The 19,363-nt window shown below is 38.0% G+C and carries 20 protein-coding genes and 1 pseudogene; 3 read left to right on the top strand and 18 right to left on the bottom strand.

What is annotated here, in order from left to right; genetic code table 11:
• From BLP63_RS16995 to BLP63_RS16240, 7 genes are all read right to left on the bottom strand, one after another.
• On the bottom strand, positions 1-214 hold a 214-nt coding region (locus tag BLP63_RS16995), incomplete at its 3' end, for a hypothetical protein (RefSeq protein ID WP_330387195.1).
• 378 nt (positions 215-592) lie between these two features.
• The gene (locus tag BLP63_RS16265; protein WP_170829514.1) at positions 593-1,792 is read right to left on the bottom strand and encodes a benzoate/H(+) symporter BenE family transporter; all 1,200 of its coding nucleotides are present in this window, start codon (positions 1,790-1,792) and stop codon (positions 593-595) included.
• A gap of 42 nt (positions 1,793-1,834) precedes the next feature.
• The gene (locus BLP63_RS16260) at positions 1,835-3,118 is read right to left on the bottom strand and encodes a TRAP transporter large permease (protein ID WP_092593484.1); all 1,284 of its coding nucleotides are present in this window, start codon (positions 3,116-3,118) and stop codon (positions 1,835-1,837) included.
• Between the two features lie 13 nt (positions 3,119-3,131).
• The gene (locus BLP63_RS16255) at positions 3,132-3,641 is read right to left on the bottom strand and encodes a TRAP transporter small permease (RefSeq protein WP_092593482.1); all 510 of its coding nucleotides are present in this window, start codon (positions 3,639-3,641) and stop codon (positions 3,132-3,134) included.
• 106 nt (positions 3,642-3,747) lie between these two features.
• Positions 3,748-4,803, bottom strand: coding sequence for a TRAP transporter substrate-binding protein (locus tag BLP63_RS16250; RefSeq protein WP_092593480.1), 1,056 nt, complete (start codon positions 4,801-4,803; stop codon positions 3,748-3,750).
• 167 nt (positions 4,804-4,970) lie between these two features.
• Positions 4,971-6,326: a sigma-54-dependent transcriptional regulator gene (locus tag BLP63_RS16245; RefSeq protein ID WP_092593478.1), complete on the bottom strand. Its 1,356-nt coding sequence runs from the start codon at positions 6,324-6,326 to the stop codon at positions 4,971-4,973.
• Positions 6,319-8,355, bottom strand: a complete 2,037-nt coding sequence (locus tag BLP63_RS16240) for a transporter substrate-binding domain-containing protein (protein WP_092593476.1) — start codon at positions 8,353-8,355, stop codon at positions 6,319-6,321. Before BLP63_RS16240 ends, BLP63_RS16245 begins: the two co-directional genes overlap by 8 nt.
• 224 nt (positions 8,356-8,579) lie before the next feature.
• Between BLP63_RS16240 and BLP63_RS16945 the strand changes: the two genes are divergently transcribed.
• A complete protein-coding gene (locus tag BLP63_RS16945) occupies positions 8,580-8,720 on the top strand; it encodes a hypothetical protein (protein ID WP_170829513.1) in 141 nt (46 codons plus the stop codon).
• Positions 8,721-9,070: 350 nt separating this feature from the next.
• Here the strand turns inward: BLP63_RS16945 and BLP63_RS16230 are convergent, their stop codons facing one another.
• The 3 genes and pseudogenes from BLP63_RS16230 to BLP63_RS17310 all read right to left on the bottom strand — a co-directional run.
• Positions 9,071-9,835, bottom strand: a complete 765-nt coding sequence (locus BLP63_RS16230) for a DUF6602 domain-containing protein (RefSeq protein ID WP_092593472.1) — start codon at positions 9,833-9,835, stop codon at positions 9,071-9,073.
• A gap of 361 nt (positions 9,836-10,196) precedes the next feature.
• Positions 10,197-10,640, bottom strand: a complete 444-nt coding sequence (locus BLP63_RS16225) for a hypothetical protein (protein WP_092593470.1) — start codon at positions 10,638-10,640, stop codon at positions 10,197-10,199.
• A 551-nt stretch (positions 10,641-11,191) separates the two neighbouring features.
• Positions 11,192-11,290, bottom strand: a pseudogene (locus tag BLP63_RS17310) (SEC-C metal-binding domain-containing protein); the annotation flags it as partial.
• A gap of 1,204 nt (positions 11,291-12,494) precedes the next feature.
• Between BLP63_RS17310 and BLP63_RS16215 the strand changes: the two are divergent.
• Positions 12,495-12,740, top strand: coding sequence for an ATP-binding protein (locus tag BLP63_RS16215; protein WP_242870953.1), 246 nt, complete (start codon positions 12,495-12,497; stop codon positions 12,738-12,740).
• A gap of 135 nt (positions 12,741-12,875) precedes the next feature.
• Here the strand turns inward: BLP63_RS16215 and BLP63_RS16210 are convergent, their stop codons facing one another.
• From BLP63_RS16210 to BLP63_RS16185, 6 genes are all read right to left on the bottom strand, one after another.
• On the bottom strand, positions 12,876-13,409 hold the full coding sequence (locus tag BLP63_RS16210) for a flavodoxin family protein (RefSeq protein WP_092593466.1): 534 nt from the start codon (positions 13,407-13,409) through the stop codon (positions 12,876-12,878).
• A 103-nt stretch (positions 13,410-13,512) separates the two neighbouring features.
• On the bottom strand, positions 13,513-14,148 hold the full coding sequence (locus tag BLP63_RS16205; protein ID WP_092593464.1) for a M20 metallopeptidase family protein: 636 nt from the start codon (positions 14,146-14,148) through the stop codon (positions 13,513-13,515).
• A gap of 17 nt (positions 14,149-14,165) precedes the next feature.
• A complete protein-coding gene (locus BLP63_RS16200) occupies positions 14,166-14,480 on the bottom strand; it encodes a zinc-binding metallopeptidase family protein (protein ID WP_092593462.1) in 315 nt (104 codons plus the stop codon).
• A 209-nt stretch (positions 14,481-14,689) separates the two neighbouring features.
• Positions 14,690-15,316 carry a hypothetical protein gene (locus tag BLP63_RS16195; RefSeq protein WP_092593461.1) on the bottom strand — a complete coding sequence of 209 codons (627 nt, stop codon included), beginning with the start codon at positions 15,314-15,316 and terminating at the stop codon, positions 14,690-14,692.
• A 533-nt stretch (positions 15,317-15,849) separates the two neighbouring features.
• The gene (locus tag BLP63_RS16190) at positions 15,850-16,092 is read right to left on the bottom strand and encodes a DUF2442 domain-containing protein (protein ID WP_092593459.1); all 243 of its coding nucleotides are present in this window, start codon (positions 16,090-16,092) and stop codon (positions 15,850-15,852) included.
• Between the two features lie 646 nt (positions 16,093-16,738).
• The gene (locus tag BLP63_RS16185; protein ID WP_092593457.1) at positions 16,739-16,984 is read right to left on the bottom strand and encodes a hypothetical protein; all 246 of its coding nucleotides are present in this window, start codon (positions 16,982-16,984) and stop codon (positions 16,739-16,741) included.
• A 435-nt stretch (positions 16,985-17,419) separates the two neighbouring features.
• Here BLP63_RS16185 and BLP63_RS16180 point away from each other — a divergent pair, with 435 nt between their 5' ends.
• The gene (locus BLP63_RS16180) at positions 17,420-18,109 is read left to right on the top strand and encodes a helix-turn-helix domain-containing protein (protein ID WP_092593455.1); all 690 of its coding nucleotides are present in this window, start codon (positions 17,420-17,422) and stop codon (positions 18,107-18,109) included.
• 38 nt (positions 18,110-18,147) lie between these two features.
• Here BLP63_RS16180 and BLP63_RS16175 read toward each other — a convergent pair whose 3' ends face one another.
• On the bottom strand, positions 18,148-18,447 hold the full coding sequence (locus BLP63_RS16175) for a hypothetical protein (RefSeq protein WP_207646497.1): 300 nt from the start codon (positions 18,445-18,447) through the stop codon (positions 18,148-18,150).
• 86 nt (positions 18,448-18,533) lie between these two features.
• The coding region (gene tnpC, locus BLP63_RS16170) for an IS66 family transposase (RefSeq protein WP_139159846.1) at positions 18,534-19,363 on the bottom strand (830 nt) is incomplete at its 5' end.

Here is a 19,363-nt window from a genome sequence, read left to right as displayed (position 1 = left end):
CCGGGAAGAACTTCAGGTAGTTCTGGTTTGGCTGCATCATAAGATGATCAGCTTTGGATTGCTTACCAATCATCGCTCTCTTTACGTTCGTAAATTTTCGCGTAGGATCATAGATCCTATCGTACTCATAGTAAACATAACAGGAGTCGTCTCGTTTTCTGTAGGTAATTTTACCTGCTGCTTCTGGTATTTTGACTAGAAAATCGAGGTACATATTCGTCCTCCTTTTTAGTAACATATGTGACTAAATACAGTATAACATTAAGCCCGTATCTTTGCAAGCAAATCCTCAGAAATACGGGCTTTGACTGATTATTTTCGGGTTAGTCACATTTTTTTATGGAAGTTGACAATCAATCTTGCCGGAGAGAGATCGCACAGCGGTGCTTTTCTATTTCACCTCAATGCCAGTCAATACTTAGCATTGTAACATTGACAAAACATGAGAGCAAAAGTTGTTGTTCCTGGACATTGTCCATGAGCAAGGCAAGGTCATAAACTGTGGTCTTAAACAACAGACTGCAAATCATGACCATCAGTAATTGTTGTAAAGAGCGTTTCGCATTTCTAAATGAATATCAGATGTACCAATTTAAGTTTGCTTAAAATCTGAGCTCTCAACAATTGAACTTACAACTACCCCTACTAACAGTGCAAATATCGGAGATGTTATCCCATAAAATTTCAAATCGCTTAATGCAATAAAAAACGCAAATATACTACCTAATTTAAAATTCGGACTACAAAAAGAACTATTATAAGCTTTCATTATTACGCTTATTAGTGATAATCCAGCTAATATTATCACTACACTATTTGGAATTGAATTTATTAACGAGATGCTTACACTTGCAAAAATTCCAAATACCAAATAAATAATTCCATTAACCACAGATGCCATATATCGATCATTTTTGTTTAGACTTGATTCAGGTGATGCACAAATTGCTGTCATAGGTCCTGCTATATTAGCTGCATGACCACCGAAAAAAGATGCGACCATGCTGGCGATTCCGCTGAAAATAGTCATCGAATTTATAGGAGGCTTATATCCTTGAGCTATCAAGACACCTATTGCTTGTGTGTTTTCAGAACCTAATATAAGGATGCTTAATGGTACTGAAATAACGAAAATCACATCAAAACTAATTTTTGGTATATAGATCGCCGGCATCATCCAGTCTAACGATACACTTGATATTGAAAACTCGTTCGATAGTACCACGTAAGCTATTCCTGATAGAAACGCCAAGATTATTGGTGGTATTTTGGGTGCGAATCTCATTGCGATAAAATATGATATGAGAATAATTCCACCCATAATTAAATTATTACTTATTGTCGTTACCATATTAATGCTGAATTTTGTCAATACTCCCGCAATCATTCCCATTACAATTGGTAGTGGTATATGTCTAATAATATTCTCTTTAAAACCGGATATACCAACTAAAAATATAATTAATCCAGAGATTAAATATCCAAAAATCATTTCTTCAAATTGATAAATCTGCCCACTATTTAGTATCATTGCAGCTCCTGCAATTGAATACGCACCACTAATAGGCATCTTATATTTGAGAGACAAAATTACTCCAAGTAAACCCCCGAAAAAATAGATGGAAAAGATCCAAGATACAGTTTGTTCAGTTGAAAGCAGCATTTTATTTGCAGCATTAATAACAATTAACAGTGGCCCAGTACATCCAAAAACACTAGCGACAAGACCAGAAGTGAATGTACCCAACTTCAGAGAGTTTTGCGAATTAAAAACGAGTCTTAGCTTGCCCACAATAAACCTCCCTATGTGATTGAATACAATTCAATTCATGATTCATACTTTTCCATAAACCATCCTTGGTAGGAAAAGTGAAATGTCAGGAATATATGTAATTATAAACAATGCTATAATGCTTATTGCAACGAATGGTAAAACTCCACGCATTATCGATTTCATATCCTCTCCAGTAGCAGGTTGAGCAACAAATAAATTAAGACCAAATGGCGGTGTAAACATACCAATAGCCGCATTTGTAACCATAATAACGCCTAAGTGAATTGGATTTATACCAAGTTGCATCGCGATCGGATAAAGTAACGGTGCTGTGATAATAATAGCCGAAGATCCGTCTATAAACATACCAGCGACCAAAAGTAAAACATTTACCATAAAGAGGAATGCAACAGGCCCAAAATTTCCACCAATAATTAAATTCGTCAAATCTTGTGGTACCTGCGCAACCGTTAAAACCCATCCAAACAATGAGGCTGCAGCTAATAAAACCATTAATTGAGCTGTGGACTGTGCTGAATCAACACATGTTTTAGCTAGATCCAACAGACTCATCTCTTTATAAACTAATATACTTATTAATATAGCATAAATCGCTGCAACTCCAGACGCTTCAGTCGGTGTGAAAATTCCTAAGTAAATACCACCCATAATGATAATTGGTATGCCAAGTGCCCAACTGGCAGCAAGTGTTGCATTTAACTTTTGCTGAAATGTAGTTTTTTCTCCTGTCTCAATATTGTTCTTTTTTGCATACCAGTATGAATAAGCTAGATATGATAACGAGTAAATTAATCCAGCCCCTGCGCCAGCCATGAAAAGAGCCCCAACTGATGCGCCAGTGACTGCACCGTATATAATCGCACTGATACTTGGTGGAATAAGTAATGCAATTGAACCACTAGAAGTAATTAATCCAACGTTGAAGCCCCCATCGTATTTTTTAGCTTTTAATGCCGGATACATTAACCCACCAATTGCAATTACCGTCGCTGGTGATGAACCAGAAACAGCTCCAAAGAACATACACGCTACTATAGTGGTTAATGCTAATCCTCCCGTCTTGTTTCCAACCATTACTTCTGACCATTTTAAAATACGTGTCGCTATGCCCCCTTTTTTCATTACATTAGCCCCAAGTATAAAAAACGGAACAGACATTAATGAAAATTTATCAATACCACCAAGCATGCGCTGAGCAACTACCATTAAGGGTAAATCAGTAAAAAAATAAATTGCAGAAAATGCCGATAAAGACAAAGCCACAAATACAGGCGTATTTATTAAAATTAACACAAAGAATACCAGAAAAATAAATGCTACCATGGCTTAACCTCCTTTATAATGTAGACATGTCAAGTGGATCGTCATTTTTCTTATGTTGGTCATTTGCTGTTTTCCAAGCACTTTGCAAAAACCTTACCGTCATTAGAAATGACCCTATTGGCATTGCCAAATACACTAACCAAATTGGCATCATTAGTGCCGGACTCTTTTGTGCTGTTTCAAAAACAAGCATTGTATTTTGGAAACTTAGTAACGTTAGAATTGCGCAAAAAAATGCACTCATTAATTCTGCAATAGTTTCAAGCACTTTTCTTGCAAATGGTTTAAAGTATGTTAATACAATGTCGATGCCTACATGAAGTTTATTTCTGGCACATATGCTGCCCCCAATGAATGTGACCCAAATCATACCGTATCTTATTAGCTCTTCTGCCCATGTTGTTGAGTTTGAAAAAACATATCTTAAAAGGACATTAGTGAAAAGTAATAAAGTTGTTGAAATTAAAAGAAAACCCGATATACTTTCTTCAATCCAAGAGAGCAATCTTCCAAACTGTTTCATAAATCAAACCTCCAATCTATTGATTTATATAAGGGGGAGGCCCCAAAAAGAACTTAATCTCAATGGGGCCTTTTTGAGGGGAATATATGAAATGTCGATTGATCTATTAATTGGAGTAACTTAAAGCCTCTTCAATTAGTTCTTTTCCAAATACTTCTTCAAATTCTGCATAAATTCCAATTGCTGAATCTTTTAAAGCCTGTCTTTCCTCATCATTAAGCACATAAATTTGAGTTCCATAATCCTGAACATTTTGTAGATACCTATCGTTTGCATCTTTTATTAATCCCTTATGATATTCAGTCATTTCAAGACCGGAATCCATTACAATTTTCTGCAAATCCTCAGGTAGTCCATCATACCATTTCTTACTTGCACTTAAGAAATATGTTAAATATGCATGATCTGCTACACTTAAGTAATCCTGAACTTCATAAAATTTCATATCATGAATTGTAATAATTGGATTTTCTTGGCCATCAACTACTTTTTGCTGCAATGCATTATATACTTCAGCAAAGTCAATTGGTACTGGATTAGCACCCCATGCTTTAAATTGAGCCATAATGACAGGGGCTTCCATTGTTCTAATTTTCATTCCAGCAAAATCTTCAGGAGATTTTATAGGTTTATTGGCTGTAAAAATTTTGTAACCTTCGGCACAAAATGATATACCTTTTATACCTATCGGCTCAAGATATCCCATTAATTTTTGACCGAGTTCACCCTCAAGCGCTTTCCACATTGTATCCTCATCTTTGAATAGATAAGGTAGATCAATCAGAGTTAACCGTTGATCAAATCCGGCAAATTTTGCAGTAGGTGTCCAAACCATTTCAATTGTACCCATTTGCATACCTTCGATCATTTCACGTGCACTGCCTAGTTGTTGAGCAGGATAAATTTGAACTTCCATTCTACCCTCTGACTTAGCTTCGACCAATTCCTTGAATTTAACTGCTGCCTCATGATACGGAGAATTAGTAGTATAATCATGTGCGAACTTCATAACATATTTATCTTGTGGTACAGTACTAGATTGCTGTGCCTCAGATGCTGGTGCAGGTTCTGGTGTGCTTGCTCGGCAACCTACCATTAAACTTGCCAAAAGAAGTAAAACGAGAATAAGAGCTGTGATTTTTGTAGTTCTTTTCGTTTCCAAATGAATCCCTCCTAAATTAATCTAGTCGTTTTGATACGACTTGATATATTTATAAGCAAAACTCGTGCCAAAGCTTAGAATGCTCTATTTTCAATCTTCTATTGACGAATGGCAATATAAATACCGCAACATTTGCGCTTTTCACACGCAAAATTTGCGGTATTTTTTTAACTAAATTCATATTCTTTAATTTTATAAAGTAATTTACGCTCACTTATTTGTAGAGCCGCTGCTGTTTTCCCTCGATTACCATTAAAGTAATCAAGAGTACTTTCAATCATTAATTTTTCTAAAGTCTTCAAAGGTGTTGCAACTTTCATTGATAAATAATTTTGATTGTCTTTTGACGAGTCATAATTTGCATCTAAATAATTGGATAACAGTTTTAGGTCAATTGTTGTTTGATCTGATAATGCAACAATTCGTTCCATTAAGTTTTCCAATTCTCTTATATTACCTGGAAAATAATAATTTTCCAAGTGCTTATATGCCTCAATGTCAAAGCCTACAATGTTTTTGCAAAATTTCTTATTAAATTTATCAAGAAAATATTTTACAAATAATGATATATCTTCTTTTCGTTCCCTCAAAGGTGGCAGACTAATCGCGATTACATTTAACCTATAGTATAAGTCTTCTCGAAATTGGCCACTTTTAATTAGTTCATTAAGATCACGATTTGTTGCAGCAATGACACGCACATTGATCTGCTTTCGTTTTTCAGAACCAATTGGCGTAATTGTCATATCCTCAACAACTCTTAAAATTTTCGCTTGCAGCGATAAATCCATTTCTCCAATTTCATCAAGAAATATAGTACCTTGATGTGCTAGTTCAAATCGACCAATACGCTTTCTATCTGCTCCAGTGAAAGCGCCTTTCTCATAACCAAATAACTCACTTTCTAATAAATTCGATGGGATAGCCGCACAGTTAACTATCTCAAGATTATGAGATCTTCTTGGACTTTCAAAATGTAGTGCTTTAGCGATTACGTCTTTACCAGTACCACTTTCACCCAATATCAACACCGTAGAATCAAAATCTTTAATTTTGTGTATTGTTTCAAGAGCTTTTACAAATTTGTTAGATCTTCCAATAACACCCTTAATTGAATATTCATCCTCAATTACCATTCGCAAATTATTAAAGGAATTGTTTAAATTCCTATATTCAATTGCTTTCTTAATAAAAACTTTCAATTCTTCTGATTTAACTGGTTTAATTAAATAATTAAATGCACCAATTTTTATCGCTTCCACCGTTGAGTCTATGCTTCCAAAAGCAGTCATAATAATAACTTCAATATTTGGATTTTCCTTTTTTATGGTTTTCAATACATCAATTCCGTTAGCTTCACCTATCTTTAGATCAAGCAACACAACATCAGGTGAAAAAGCATCAATAATCCTTATGATATTTGATGGATTTTGAAGCGTTTGAACTTCATACTCATCTTCTAGAACAAATTCAAGTGCTTCACATAATGCAACTTCATCGTCTACTATTAAGATTTTATTCATTATGTTCACATCCTTTTGGTAAGATCAGTTTAACAATTGTACCATTATCAATTTTACTATCTATCTTCATTTTGCCTTTATGTTCATTAATGTATTGATAACACGTAGCCAAACCTAGCCCTGTGCCCTTTTGCTTAGTTGTAAAGAAAGGATCAAAAACTCTTGACAAATTTTCTGAGTTGATACCACAACCATTATCTATAAACTCAATAATAATTGAATTTACAAGTTCAGTAATGCTTATTTTAATATGACCTTTCTCATCAACTGCATCTACTGAATTTAATATTAGGTTTATAAAAATTTGTTTAATTTTATTTCTATCTGCATACAGTTCGACTTTATTCTTAATAGACGTTTCAATAGTAATATTTTTTGAAGATAGGATAGGTTCGAATAAGTCGATTACTTCAGTCAACAATTCCTCGATGTAGAATAATTGGAAATCAGATTTCTTAGGCTTTGCATAATTTAGTAAATCTGTAAGCATTTCGTCTAAACGATTAATCTCATTAGGTAATTGACTTATAATCTTGTTCCGAAATTTTTCGTTATCATATTTTACAGGTAGCAGTTCAATGTATGTATTAATTGTACTCAAAGGATTTCTGATTTCATGAGCAATTCCAGATATTAATGTCCCTAATGAACTCATTTTGTCTTTCTGTGCAAGTTCCAATCTTATTCGCTTATCTTCATCAATACATTTAAACGTCATGACACCACCTGTACAATTCGATATCCCCTCTACGAGTGGTGAAAGTAAACAGTTATAATACTTTTCTCCTTGTGGCAGGTGGAATATTGTTTCGTGAATTACTATCGCTTCAGCGTTTGCAATACATCGGTCAATCAAATCCACTTTAAAATATTGGTCAAGACCGATTTCTTCAAAAGTACTACCAATTGCTTCTTCTCTGTTGAATTCAAATAAATTTTCTGCGAAACGATTTAATGTAGTTAATTTCTTTTCAGAATCAAATGTAATAAGTCCTATTTGAAGACTATCAATGATCTGTAGCTTAAAGTGATTACTCTCTTCAATTGTCTCCTTATGTTCAGCTAAGGCCTGATTGGCTCCCCTTAATTCTTTTGTTTGTCTATCTACCTCCCTTTTTAATGTACGATTCCATTTAGTTATTAGGGCAATAGTCACAAAAAAAACAGTAATTATTATACCTACAAGATATGCATATTTTTTTAATAAGCTCCATAAAGAGTCTTCAAGGCCAAACCATTTTTCATAGATTTTATTATAGGTTCCGTCTCCTTTTATCTTTTCAAGTGCTACATTAATTTCTGACAACAGTAATATATTCCCTTTTTTAACTGCAATCCCGTAATCTACCTGGTTGATTTCATTTCCAATGGTATGTATTCGAGATTCCCATCCGCGATCACGTAGTATATAAACTCCTGTTAATTTGTTGCAAAAAACAGCATCAATTTCACCTTTTAATAGTCGCTCAAATGCATCTTCCATGTCAGACATAAACATAACTTCTATTTCGCCCATTTCCGCAAGTATGTATGCAGCATATCCATTTCTTTCTACCGCAACTATATGACCTTTTAAATCTTCGAAATCTTTGATTTCATTATTATATTGGTTAACAAAGCAAATTGATGAATTAAGTAGATATGCAGATGAAAAGTCATAAATTTCTTTTCTTTGTGCATTGAAGTTCATTCCTTGTATAGCATCTATCTCACCATTTTGGAGTGATTCATATGTTCCAAGCCAATCACGAGGAATAAGTCTAATCTCTCTACCTAATTCATTAGAAATCGCATGTATTAAGTCAACATTAAATCCAACATAGTTCCCGCTTTCATCTAGAAATTCAAATGGTGGAGATGTCGTTCCACCAGCAAAAATTAAATAATTACGATCTTCATTCGCGGATGAATTAATAGAAAATATTGTTGTTATAATTATAATATTAATAAACATATTTATAATTATTTTAGGATTGAAGAATTTAAATTTACTAAGCTGATAAACAATAAGTTGTAACTTTTTATTCAAATCAATCAGCTCCAATAAGAATATTATTAATAATAATTAAAATGTGTAAAATCACTTGAATTTAACGAGAGAATTTCATCTATTATAGCATTGAAAAATTTTATATTCTATAATAATACCTACCAAAATATTTTATGATATCCAATCTGAATAGGGGATGCAGATGGGGCGCTTTTGATATCAAACTTGGTGCAAACCAGATTGATGAGGCAGCACAGGAGCTGTTGGCAATCCAGAAAATGATGACGGAAGATCCTAAGGCGAAAGCGCCAGAGCTTTTAGGTGTGATCTGCGGCTTAAGCAAATTTGGTTATACCCGGGAAGATGGTGTGTTGGTTATTCCAATAACTGCACTAAGACCGTAAATAACTACACATCATATTTTTTGCAGCTATTTTTATATTATAACTGACCGCGCCAAAGTTACTCTCAACTGCTCCTTAATTGTCAATTTAGGGATGAGTTGCGTAGCTGTACTTTAGTTTGTGTTAAATTATGGAAGTCGCATCTCTTATAAAACCCATTATCATGGACAATGGGTTACGGTTTAATTGTAAAACAATTTCATCATTTTCGCGATTTGTACCTGCGGCTGACGCCTATCGCTCCCACCAACGAAGTTGATGAAGTTGTTTTTGTCAGTACTAAGTAAATGCACGCTTTTCAAATTTGTTTTGCGTTGTTTATACGATTCGGGTACCAGGTGCAGACCATCTTATTGTTCACTCATGATTTTTATTTCTAAACTATCTAATCTATGCGCTTCTTTAGTTTGTTCAATTGGATACAAACTTGATTTGATAATACCACTTATTCTTCGATTGTTAGTTTGAATATAAATATCTTCAATTAAGTTAGAAATAAAATAACCAAATGCCAAATCTTCAATTTCGTAAAAACTATAGCATTTGACATTATCATTTATTTTAGGATTTCCAGAATGCCAGTATTTCATAAAATAATCTTTACCAAAGCAAATATTATTCAAATAGCCACAATTATTTCGTAAAGTATTTTCAATACTATTACTAAGGTTATTACCATCATTTAAAGAAAATCCAGTTTCATAACCAAATATACCATTAAATATATGATCTCCAATCAATTGGCCATTTGAATGACAATTTTCAACTGTTGATTTAATATTTGCACTTTCAAGTTTCGATTTAACTTCAATAATTCCAACAACACTTTCTTTAGGCACTACAACAAAATCAGCAATTTTGAAAAGTACAGGATACTCTTTTCTATATATAATTATATCAATTTGTTTACTTATTTGATTTGCTGCACCCATCACAAAACCTGTTGCTACTATAACATTTTGTGGTAACAGGTTCTTTAGAGTTTCACTTAATATAATCTCTTTATATCTTCCGTCTTCGCCCCAATGGTTGGTATCAATAAAATTCCTAACCCTATCTTTTATTGAAATTAATTCTTTTGAAATTGATCTTCTATATTCAAGATAGTTCGGCATTTATCCAACTCCTACTAGAAAAATAGTATTTCACCTGAAATTGTTTTGAACAACAAAACACAGTTTGTACCACGAGCAAAGTTGATGAAGTTGTTTTTATAGAAATCGTGTGATTGCAGACTTTTTAAATTTGTTTAACATTGTAATACGATTCTGGTGCCAGATACAGCCCATATGTCAAGACCCGCTGCGAGCGGCTTGTTAGTCCTTTCTCAGTGGGGTTTATAACCACTATTTGACGCGCCCTTATCTTGGTGCACTGCCAGGTACGGGTACGTCAAGTGATTCGAGACGTAACCCCCACTGATCCCCATAAATCAGGAGATCACAACGGGCGAGTCGCTTCCTGTGTTTTTCATACTCAAACCTTTATATACTCGTTTATCAGTGAATCAATCATTGCAAACGGAAATGTTTCAGCACATCCGTCAGGGATTTGTTCTAACAGCGAGATCACCTCTTTAACAAGTTCGATTGCTTCCCTACTATGCACTCCCTCAGTTGGCATATGTCTCACAAACCATACCTGATCATAGATTTCAACCTGTGAAATCAGTGTTTCAACATCCATCTGAAAATCTGATTCATTTTTTTCGTTTACCTCACCATAATGCACGATCGTCATCTTCAGTCTTCTAAGAATTGCCCTTTTGTTTATATCCAACGGGATATAAACACGAATATTATCTTCCTGAGATTCCGGTTCACTGGTACGCGGCAAATTTTCCAAAATAGATTCGTCAATCAGCCAGGGTTCATTTATATATAGTGGTGTTTTGTCCTTTGGAATCGGATAGTAGTCCAATTAATGATGTTCCATTTTTGCAACCTCCCACATTAATTCAGAAATATCATATTAAAAACCCGCCTTATATTCAATTTTCTAAGTTAGCCAGCCTATTTCAAACACAGCAGGTTTACCATTACTTCCCATTTGCCTTCTCATACCCCAAGAATCTCTCACCATGTCCTCAATCCCAAGCTCCACCTTCCACCCAAGCTCCTGCTCAGCCTAAGAAGCGTCAGCATAACACACAGCAATATCTCCAGGCCATATCAGCCGGCAACTAATATTTTCATATGGTTAGGATCCTTCTTGAATCTATAATAGACAAGAGCCAAGACTCCGCCGATGGTTCCCATTCCTCACTTCCCACCAGTATATCAAAAACATGGAAGTCGCGTCTTTTTATTAACCCATTATCAAAAGACAAAGGGTTAGAATTGTACAACAATTTATCAAGTTTCATCTTTGTTGCCTGGCCCTGGAACCGAAAGACCCATTTTTAATTCGTTATGTCCTGCATCTGATTAGTCTGTTATGTGAGCATTTACTTTTATGCTCACTTTTTAAATCTAACTCAATTCCTCTTTCCCCATACAGCACTTTTTATATTTCTTTCCGCTGCCGCATGGGCATGGATCGTTCCGCCCAATTTTTTCTTTTTTAACAACAGATTCAAAAGGTTGATTTGACATTGGCCTTAAGCTCGCTTTCTCATATTTCGATGAGATTTCATGAGGTGTATGACCGTTGTTTTCCCATATTCTTATATTATTGGCGAGTTCCATAACAAGCTTCATTACTTCATTAATCTGGGTAGTGTCTTTAAAGATAATTCCGCTCACATTGAATGAGTCAAAGATAGCATCCATATCTGCTCCAAATTGGCAGATGCCGTGAATATCATCGCAAAGCCATTCAGCTTTCTCCTCATTATCAAAAGAAAATTTCTTTTTCACATAGCTCAGAAGAGCATTATATTGCAAAGTTCTTTCATAATACCTTTCATCAACATATTTTAGAAGTTCCTCTTTCTTTGGAACAAAATATGGTTTGTCGGCTTTCTTTCTCAACATCAAATCGAATTCATCAAATTCCATGACAGTCTTATGGACGAAATAATCTTGATAAGTTTCAATAAAATGATTTTCAAGTTTTTCTGATGATTCAGTAAAATAGACATCCAGATCTTGGCTGGAAATCTGATCTTTGTTTTGAATGTTATAAATCTCTACCACTTTGTCTCTATGAACCATGCCATATAGATTAGTCAGTGCGATGATGTATTCATTCATTGAGATTCGCCTCACTTCTTTTAAATTGGCTTTAATAATACCATCACGCTCACTCATAGGTCAATTGTCTATCAACATTATGACAGTATCATGGGTAACTCATGGATAGCAAATGGAGTCAGTTTTTCGCCATTGAATTCCATTAACAAACTATGTTGATTGTCCTCAAAGTGTTATAATCGCAATCTTCTCATTCAATAATTGCTCGTGAACAATGTCCTGGAACAATACATTTTGCTCTCTCATTCTGACCATCTCTTACCATTAATCTAAGAGTGTCAACAAACTACTCCTTAAAGTCTGATTTAGGGAAGAGTTGTGTAGCTAAGCTAAAATCGTGTTAAATTATGGAAGTTGCATCTCTTACAAAACCCATTATCATGGACAATGGGTTGCTGTTGAATTGTAAAACAATTTCATCATTTTCGCGATTTGTACCTGTCACCACCAGTGAAGTTGATGAAGTTGTTTTTGAAAGAACTAAGTGATTGCAGACTTTTCAAATTAGTTTAACGTTGTTTATACGATCCGGGTGCCAGGTACGGCCCATTATTTGGAGCTTCTGAGGCGTGGGTATGAGGTGACCATCGGCAAAATTGGAGCTTTGGAAGTGGATTTTGTCGCGACGAAGCCAAACGAAAAGGCCTACTTTCAAGTCTGCGCAAGCATCCTGGATGAGAAAACCCGAACGCGGGAGCTGCGGCCTCTCGAAGCGATCCCTGATCATTACCCAAAGTTCATTCTCACCATGGATAAAAATATCTACAGCGACTTCTCCGGGATTCGTGTGATCCATATTATTGAATTTTTGATGGCGACTGACTGAAAAATGGCAATGCCAGCAACAAAATGTGAATATATGGAAGTCTCGTTTCAAATGGAGCCCATTATCTTGAATTACGATAATGGGCTTTTTTGTTTGGCGGATTACTCCAGCAGTCCATGAAATTTATTTTTCATCTCACGCCTTACCCATCCTCCGCGCCTTAACCAGCGCTTCACTCCCTTCAAGGTCCCGCGGCACCCCCGCACCAAGGGCCAGGATTTCTCCTGCGGCTTCCCAGTTCAGATACCGGCAAATCGTCCTGTAATGAGCTACCAGTGCCTCCATGGCCCATGGATCCTGATCCGCGCCCGCACTGATCAGATAAACCTTTTTCGGTGCTTCCAGCAGCGCCGGATTAATGGCATAGAACCGGTCCACAGCCCGCTTGAGCTGCGCAGTCATCCCAAAATAATAGAGCGGCGTCACCAGGACCAAAGCCTCCGCCTCCAGCAAATGGTCGAGAATCTGGTTCATGTCATCCTCATGGACGCAGCTGCCGCTGATAATCCTGCAGTGATCACACCCCAGGCAAGGTTCAATTTTCAGCTGCGCCGTATCAAAGCGCACGATTTCATGACCAGCCTCTAAAGCACCAGCGTAAAATTCATCTGCCAGCAGCGCAGTGGTGCCCTGAATATGCGGGCTGCCCGTTAACATTACTATTTTCATGGGGTTGACCTCCTTCTTGCGTTCATTGCCACCCATCCGGTTCCCTGGCACCGAGATACCAAAATCACGCCTGGCATCGAGATAATCCAGTAGCAGATGGTAACTAAACCTCCAAAAACCCAAGCGCCGCGCTCACCAGCGCCGCGACGCCAAACTTCATGGCGTTCTCGTCGAACTCTACTTTAGGATGGTGCAGAGAACAGTCATAGCCCGCTGCTTTCGAGCCCGCGCCCATGTTCAGATACAGAACCGGAACCGCTTCCCCGTAAAAGGCGAAATCCTCAGAGCTCATAAATTTATGCTGGTAGTCCCTGACTTTGTCCTCGCCAAGTTCTGCCTGGATAGATGGCAGCAGCTTCTGCGTGAGTGATGCATCATTGATCACTGGCGGCAAAAATACGCCGGTTATAAAGGTGGCTTCAACACGCAGGGCGGCAGCCAGCGCTGTGACAATCTCCTCGATCCGCTGGATGGCGTATGCGCCGACTTCTTTTTTAAAGAACCGTATGGTGCCGGACATCTGCCCGCTTTGAGGGATGACATTGCAGGTTTTCCCAAAGGCGAATTCCCCAATGGTCATCACCATCGGCTCCTGGGCACTGATCTCGCGCATTTTGACGGACTGCAGAGCCTGGTAGATCTGCACCGCGGCGTAAATTGGATCAATGGCGTTCTCAGGTGCGGAGCCATGGCCGCCTTTTCCGGCGATCTGAATCTCAAAGGGAATGCTGCCCGCCATGACCGGTCCACTCTGACCTATGATGTCGCCAGTCTCCCATGCATTTTGTTTTCAATGGCAGACTTATAAGGGAGGTTTGTCGCCTCCTCAATGGGCAGCGCGTCCAGATCCGCCCGCAACATGATCGCAGGGCCTTCCGTGCGACCGATTTGAGCAAGGATGCCGCTTCCCGCGACGATCTCGTAAGGGATTTGGTGCTGTTGCAGTACCGCCGTAATTGTCTCTATAGTTGCAGGCAGGTCGAAACCCAGCTCCGGCTGCTGGTGCAGCCTGCGTCTTATAGCGACAAGTGTTTCAAAGAGTGCTTCAATGTCCTGATCAAACTTACCCATAATGCGCCCCTTCCTTTCAAATTTATCTGTTATTGTCACTATTTGAGGAACTTAAACACTTCAGAAATAATATGGTTTTAGGGTTATACCCATAAATTATTCGTATTTCTTAGTCTTGTTTAGGTTTAAAGCTTAAAGATTAATCTCAATTTGACGGCACATGTTGTCCACGAGCTGCTTCGCCCGCTGCCCCCATACCTCAATCCCCGCTACTCATCCGGTTCCCTGTGCCCCGTCATCTCCTCATCAACCCAGTCCTCTTCCACATAGACCATGCCTTTTCGCCCCTCAACCCTCCGCTTGGCCCCAGCTTTATAATGCTTGCAGCTCAGCGGCCCGTAGCAAAAGGTTTCGTCTCTGTAGTCCACACGTCCCCTGGGATCCCACTGGTCAATAATGATCTCCACCGCCATTCGGACACCCCAGCAGCAGCTGCTGCATTTTGTATCATAAGTCCTTGCCGCCAGCCGTCTGTGCCCCCGCTCCCTGTAGACTTCAAGCTCCGGAGGAGTGAGTTCCCAAGGCTCTGAAGGGCTGCCTGCCTCTCCCGCAGAAACCACTTGAAGCTTTGATACTTTGTAAAATTCAACCGGCTCCAAAGACGGATCCGCCACCGGCAGACACGCCCCGGAAATAACATCATTCACTTTTAGCTGATGCTTCGCCTGCGCCGCTTTGCCAATCCCAACAGAAAATGTGGATGGCCGGTTGTCAATCTCCCCCTCCAGTCTCACCGCGTACCCCAGGTACGTATGCGAAAACTGGTCAAAAGATCTCGTTAGCCGTATGCGAGGCTGAACAGAAATAATTTTCCCGTCAAAATGCAGTTTATCCATGGCTTTCTCAGCTCCTTCAGTTCCTAAAACTTGGGGCGTCATCATCAAAAGTCAAAGATATTTGCCGATGGTCATCCATCCCCAACCAAGCTTCAGATGATCTCATTGAAATAATTAACTTCATAACATCATCATTATTTCATTTTGTCTCATAAAACGAAATAAAAAGCTTTGGATTTAATTCTTTTTCGAATTCATCCGGGATAATCCACCGATATCATCCGGTTGTAATTCACGAAATGTTACGGTTGATATTTCCGAAAACATTGGGTTGTTTATAATTGGCCTATTCAGTTCCCGGGATTGGTGCTCAATTTCATCGAGATGCCTGCTCTACGCGAACGAAATATTCAATTCCTCTTTAAATCTATAATTGACAAGAACCAAGAATCTGCCGATGGTTTCCTTTCCTCTCTCCCCACCATTTTATCTAAAATATGGAAGTTGCATCTCTTTTTTAACCCATTATCTGTCGTACAATAATGGGTTAAAGTTGACTTGTACCGGCCAGTCCGCGCCAGATTCGTCAGAACCTATATTAAATATGGCTTTGACTTAAAATATAAAAATTCTGGGTCAATATCAATATGATTTTTCCATTCAATACTGTCAAAACTAACTTTTACTGATTCAAACAATGTAACATCTTTAAGTTCTTTGTAGATCCCTTTATTCAAATATGGCTTCATATCAAAAATTCTCATCTCGCAATTGTCGAAACTTAGTAAAAGTTCATAGTTTTTTAACGGTTTTACATCTTTTACTGATATAAGCATTGATCATCCTCCTTAAAAAATTAAGAGATCAGATAATCACCACTTTGAAGCAAGTGACATTCCTGTGGTCGTTAATGTTCATTTCCGCTATACAGTTTAATCGGATTATTTTCACATAGTAATAGGTAACTTGAAGTTTGCTATTTGAGACTATTTCAATGGTTCAATCTTAAATGGCAACTCACTATTCATGGCTAATGTACAGCAATGTTGTCTCCTCCAACTCAAATTAATCACAATATATTATAACACTTACGTCATTAACGCTCAAATCATCAATGATTTTGGACTCATCCTGTTGATATTTCAGCCGATGGTCATGTACCTCCATCTTAACCCCTCACTTGAAGCTGTTCCTTAAATGTCAATTTAGGGATGAGATGTGGAGCTGTACTTTAGTTTGTGTTAAATTATGGAAGTCGCATCTCTTATAAAACCCATTATCATGGACAATGGGTTACGGTTGAATTGTAAAACAATTTCATCATTTTCGCGATTTGTACCTGTCACCGCGAGCGAAGTTGATGAAGTTGTTTTTGTCAGGATTGTGTGATTGCAGACTTTTCAAATTTGTTTATTGTTGTTTATACGATCCGGGTACCAGGTACGGCCCATCATAATTGGCTCCTTCTCGTCTCAGTAAAGCTTAATGTATATGAGGTTTACTCTCTCCTGTTTTCAGGTCAAGCAACCATTTTTTAATTGGTGTTTTTTCTACTTTCCCTCTAACATGAGTCACAACCTTTTTTGTGTAGTCAACGCGCCAGTACCGTTTGCACTTTCCGCACTTATGTTGAAACGGCCCTTTCACTTCTTCACCCATTTCAACCGTGACAAGTGTGGTTTCACACATAGGGCATTTAACGTTGACTAAGCTTTGATCTTCTACCATCCGGTTTTCCTCCTTGGTCCGATTATTTTTTGATGTGAATCATAGTTCCCCGTGATTCATTGTAAATTCTTACCGTGGCTATAGGCTTATTTACATTATATAACCGAACATACGTTCTGTCTATGTGATATTTTTCTCATTTAACCACGGAACCCAGCGATGCTTGATATTTAAAGATTTATCATGAAAAATATTTTTTTGACTGTCATCTCCTTTCGGTAACGTGCATTTCGATTTGGCTATAAGCAACACAGTCTATTTTGTTTCTGATTTAGGATATTCAGATTAAAAAAATATGGAGTTCTTGTCTATCATTATACTCTAAGGATACATAATTCGTCAATCCCATTTTAGAAACTTTTATATTTTTGTTGCATATTGTTTCTCGCTGTTGTAAACTATATTAAAGAGAAACTTTTGAAAGGAGGTGCTTTCATGGCAGATAAATCATTAAATAATGAAGAACTTCAAGAACTCAGAAGACGTCTTAGGGCAAGAAGATTGTTCCTCGACCTGACTTATCAGCAACTCGCAGATAAAACCGGTATGAGTAAATCAACCCTCCAAAGATATGAGACCGGTGGCATTAAGAACTTACCTTATGATAAGATCTCTACTCTATCCAGTGCTTTAGAGGTCCCTACAAGCTATTTCACTGATTTAACACAAGACTACACATCTACAGATACACAAAAGTTCCAGTCGGGTTCACCAGAAGGCAGAAGAGAGTTTATGCAGCAAGCAAAAGAATTTGAAGATATGGGTATTGAGCATATTACACCTAAGCTGATTCAACAAGGATACACTGTAGAGAAACAAGATCGTGGATCGCTTGGTGACATAATAGCCACAAGAGGGAAAGAAGTGTGGCATATTGATTTTAAATTCATTAGTGATACTTCAAGCTATCCTGTTGGCTTAGGCATGCAAAGACACGATTTCATGTTAAGAGTTGGAAGGTTAGCAACATATCAAGGACCAGTAACTAAATATTCCCTTTTCATCAACCTAAGAGCTATTGGGGAGCAACTTGTTGATCGATATAAAAATATAAGACTTAATGTTGATATGAGTATCCTTTTTCTAACCGATGACGGTTACGAAGAACTCTACTTCCAAAAATAACAAAGTCCCGCCAGGCTAAAATGCTTGACGGGTTTTCTCTATTCTCCACCTAATTTAATCAGATTCTCTAAAGGCTCATACCCTTTGTCGTTAAAGACGTACTTCCGAACTTCACCATTTAGGGTGGCAGTGATCAGCCCCATCACCTGACCAGGATTTTTCTTAAAGGTCATGGGCAGCTCACCAAAGAACTCGGACCCGAAGGATGATTCAATAAAGTCCAGTTTATTAAGATGAATTGTCCTGATAAAATTCAAGATGTTAAACTTGATCTGTTCTTCGAGACTCAAGTCGCCTGCTTTCAGTATTTTCTTTACTTCAACTTCTGAATACTTCAATTGGCCATCCCCTTTCATTGTAAGCGGTTAATAATCATCTGTGCCCAATAAAAAAAGGCAGCCAGGAGGCCACCTATATTTCTTCGTTAATTCCTAACTGCACAAGCTGCTTGGATTGTCGGATCCCAGGGGAGTAGGGAATCAAGCTCTTCTTTGTTCTTCACAATTTCCATGGATGGGATTTCGCGCAATAGATATTCCAAGTACTTGTGTGGATTGAGACCATTTGCCTTGGCCGTCTCGACGATACTAAATACAACAGCGCTGGCATCAGCACCTGCCGGACTCGCGGAGAAGAGCCAGTTTTTTCTTCCAACAGTAAATGGTCGGATGCTATTTTCGGCTAAGTTGTTTGAAATAGCGCAGTTACCGTCTTTCAGGTAGGTCATTAACCAGTCTTTATGATTGAGGGCATATTGAAGTGCCTTGCCAATCTTGGATTTCGAGAGTACTTTCGGCAATGTGTCTTCAACCCACGACCAAAAGGCCTCCAGAACCGGCAATTCCAGTTCAAGGCGTTTAGTTTTTCTGTCTTCAGGACTTAGCGCTTTGAGGTCGCTCTCTATATCGAAAAGCTTATTGCAATAGGCAATCCCAATCTTAGGCAATGTGGATTCCGGATTTTTGCTGTCTTTCGGCAGCGCATCCACAAAATAGCGCCTTACATGACTCCAGCAGGCGCACCGGGAGATTCCCTCCACTTTGCCATACCCAGAATACCCATCTGTATGTAGGTACCCCTTGTAGTCTCCAAGAAAGTCTGCAGCGACCTTTCCATTTCGACCGGCATTATAACGGAAGATCCGTATCGGTGCCCGACTGGTCTCTCCAGTGGCAAATACCCACATGTAAGATTTGCTTTGAGCTGTGCGTCCCGCTTCCTTCAACACCTGAAGGGTTGTCTCGTCAGCATGCA

The sequence above is a fragment of the Acidaminobacter hydrogenoformans DSM 2784 genome (genome assembly GCF_900103005.1).
GTDB classification, from domain to species: Bacteria; Bacillota; Clostridia; order Peptostreptococcales; family Acidaminobacteraceae; genus Acidaminobacter; species Acidaminobacter hydrogenoformans.
Note: the sequence above shows the minus strand (reverse complement) of the source record. Positions and strands in the feature narration are given on the sequence as shown.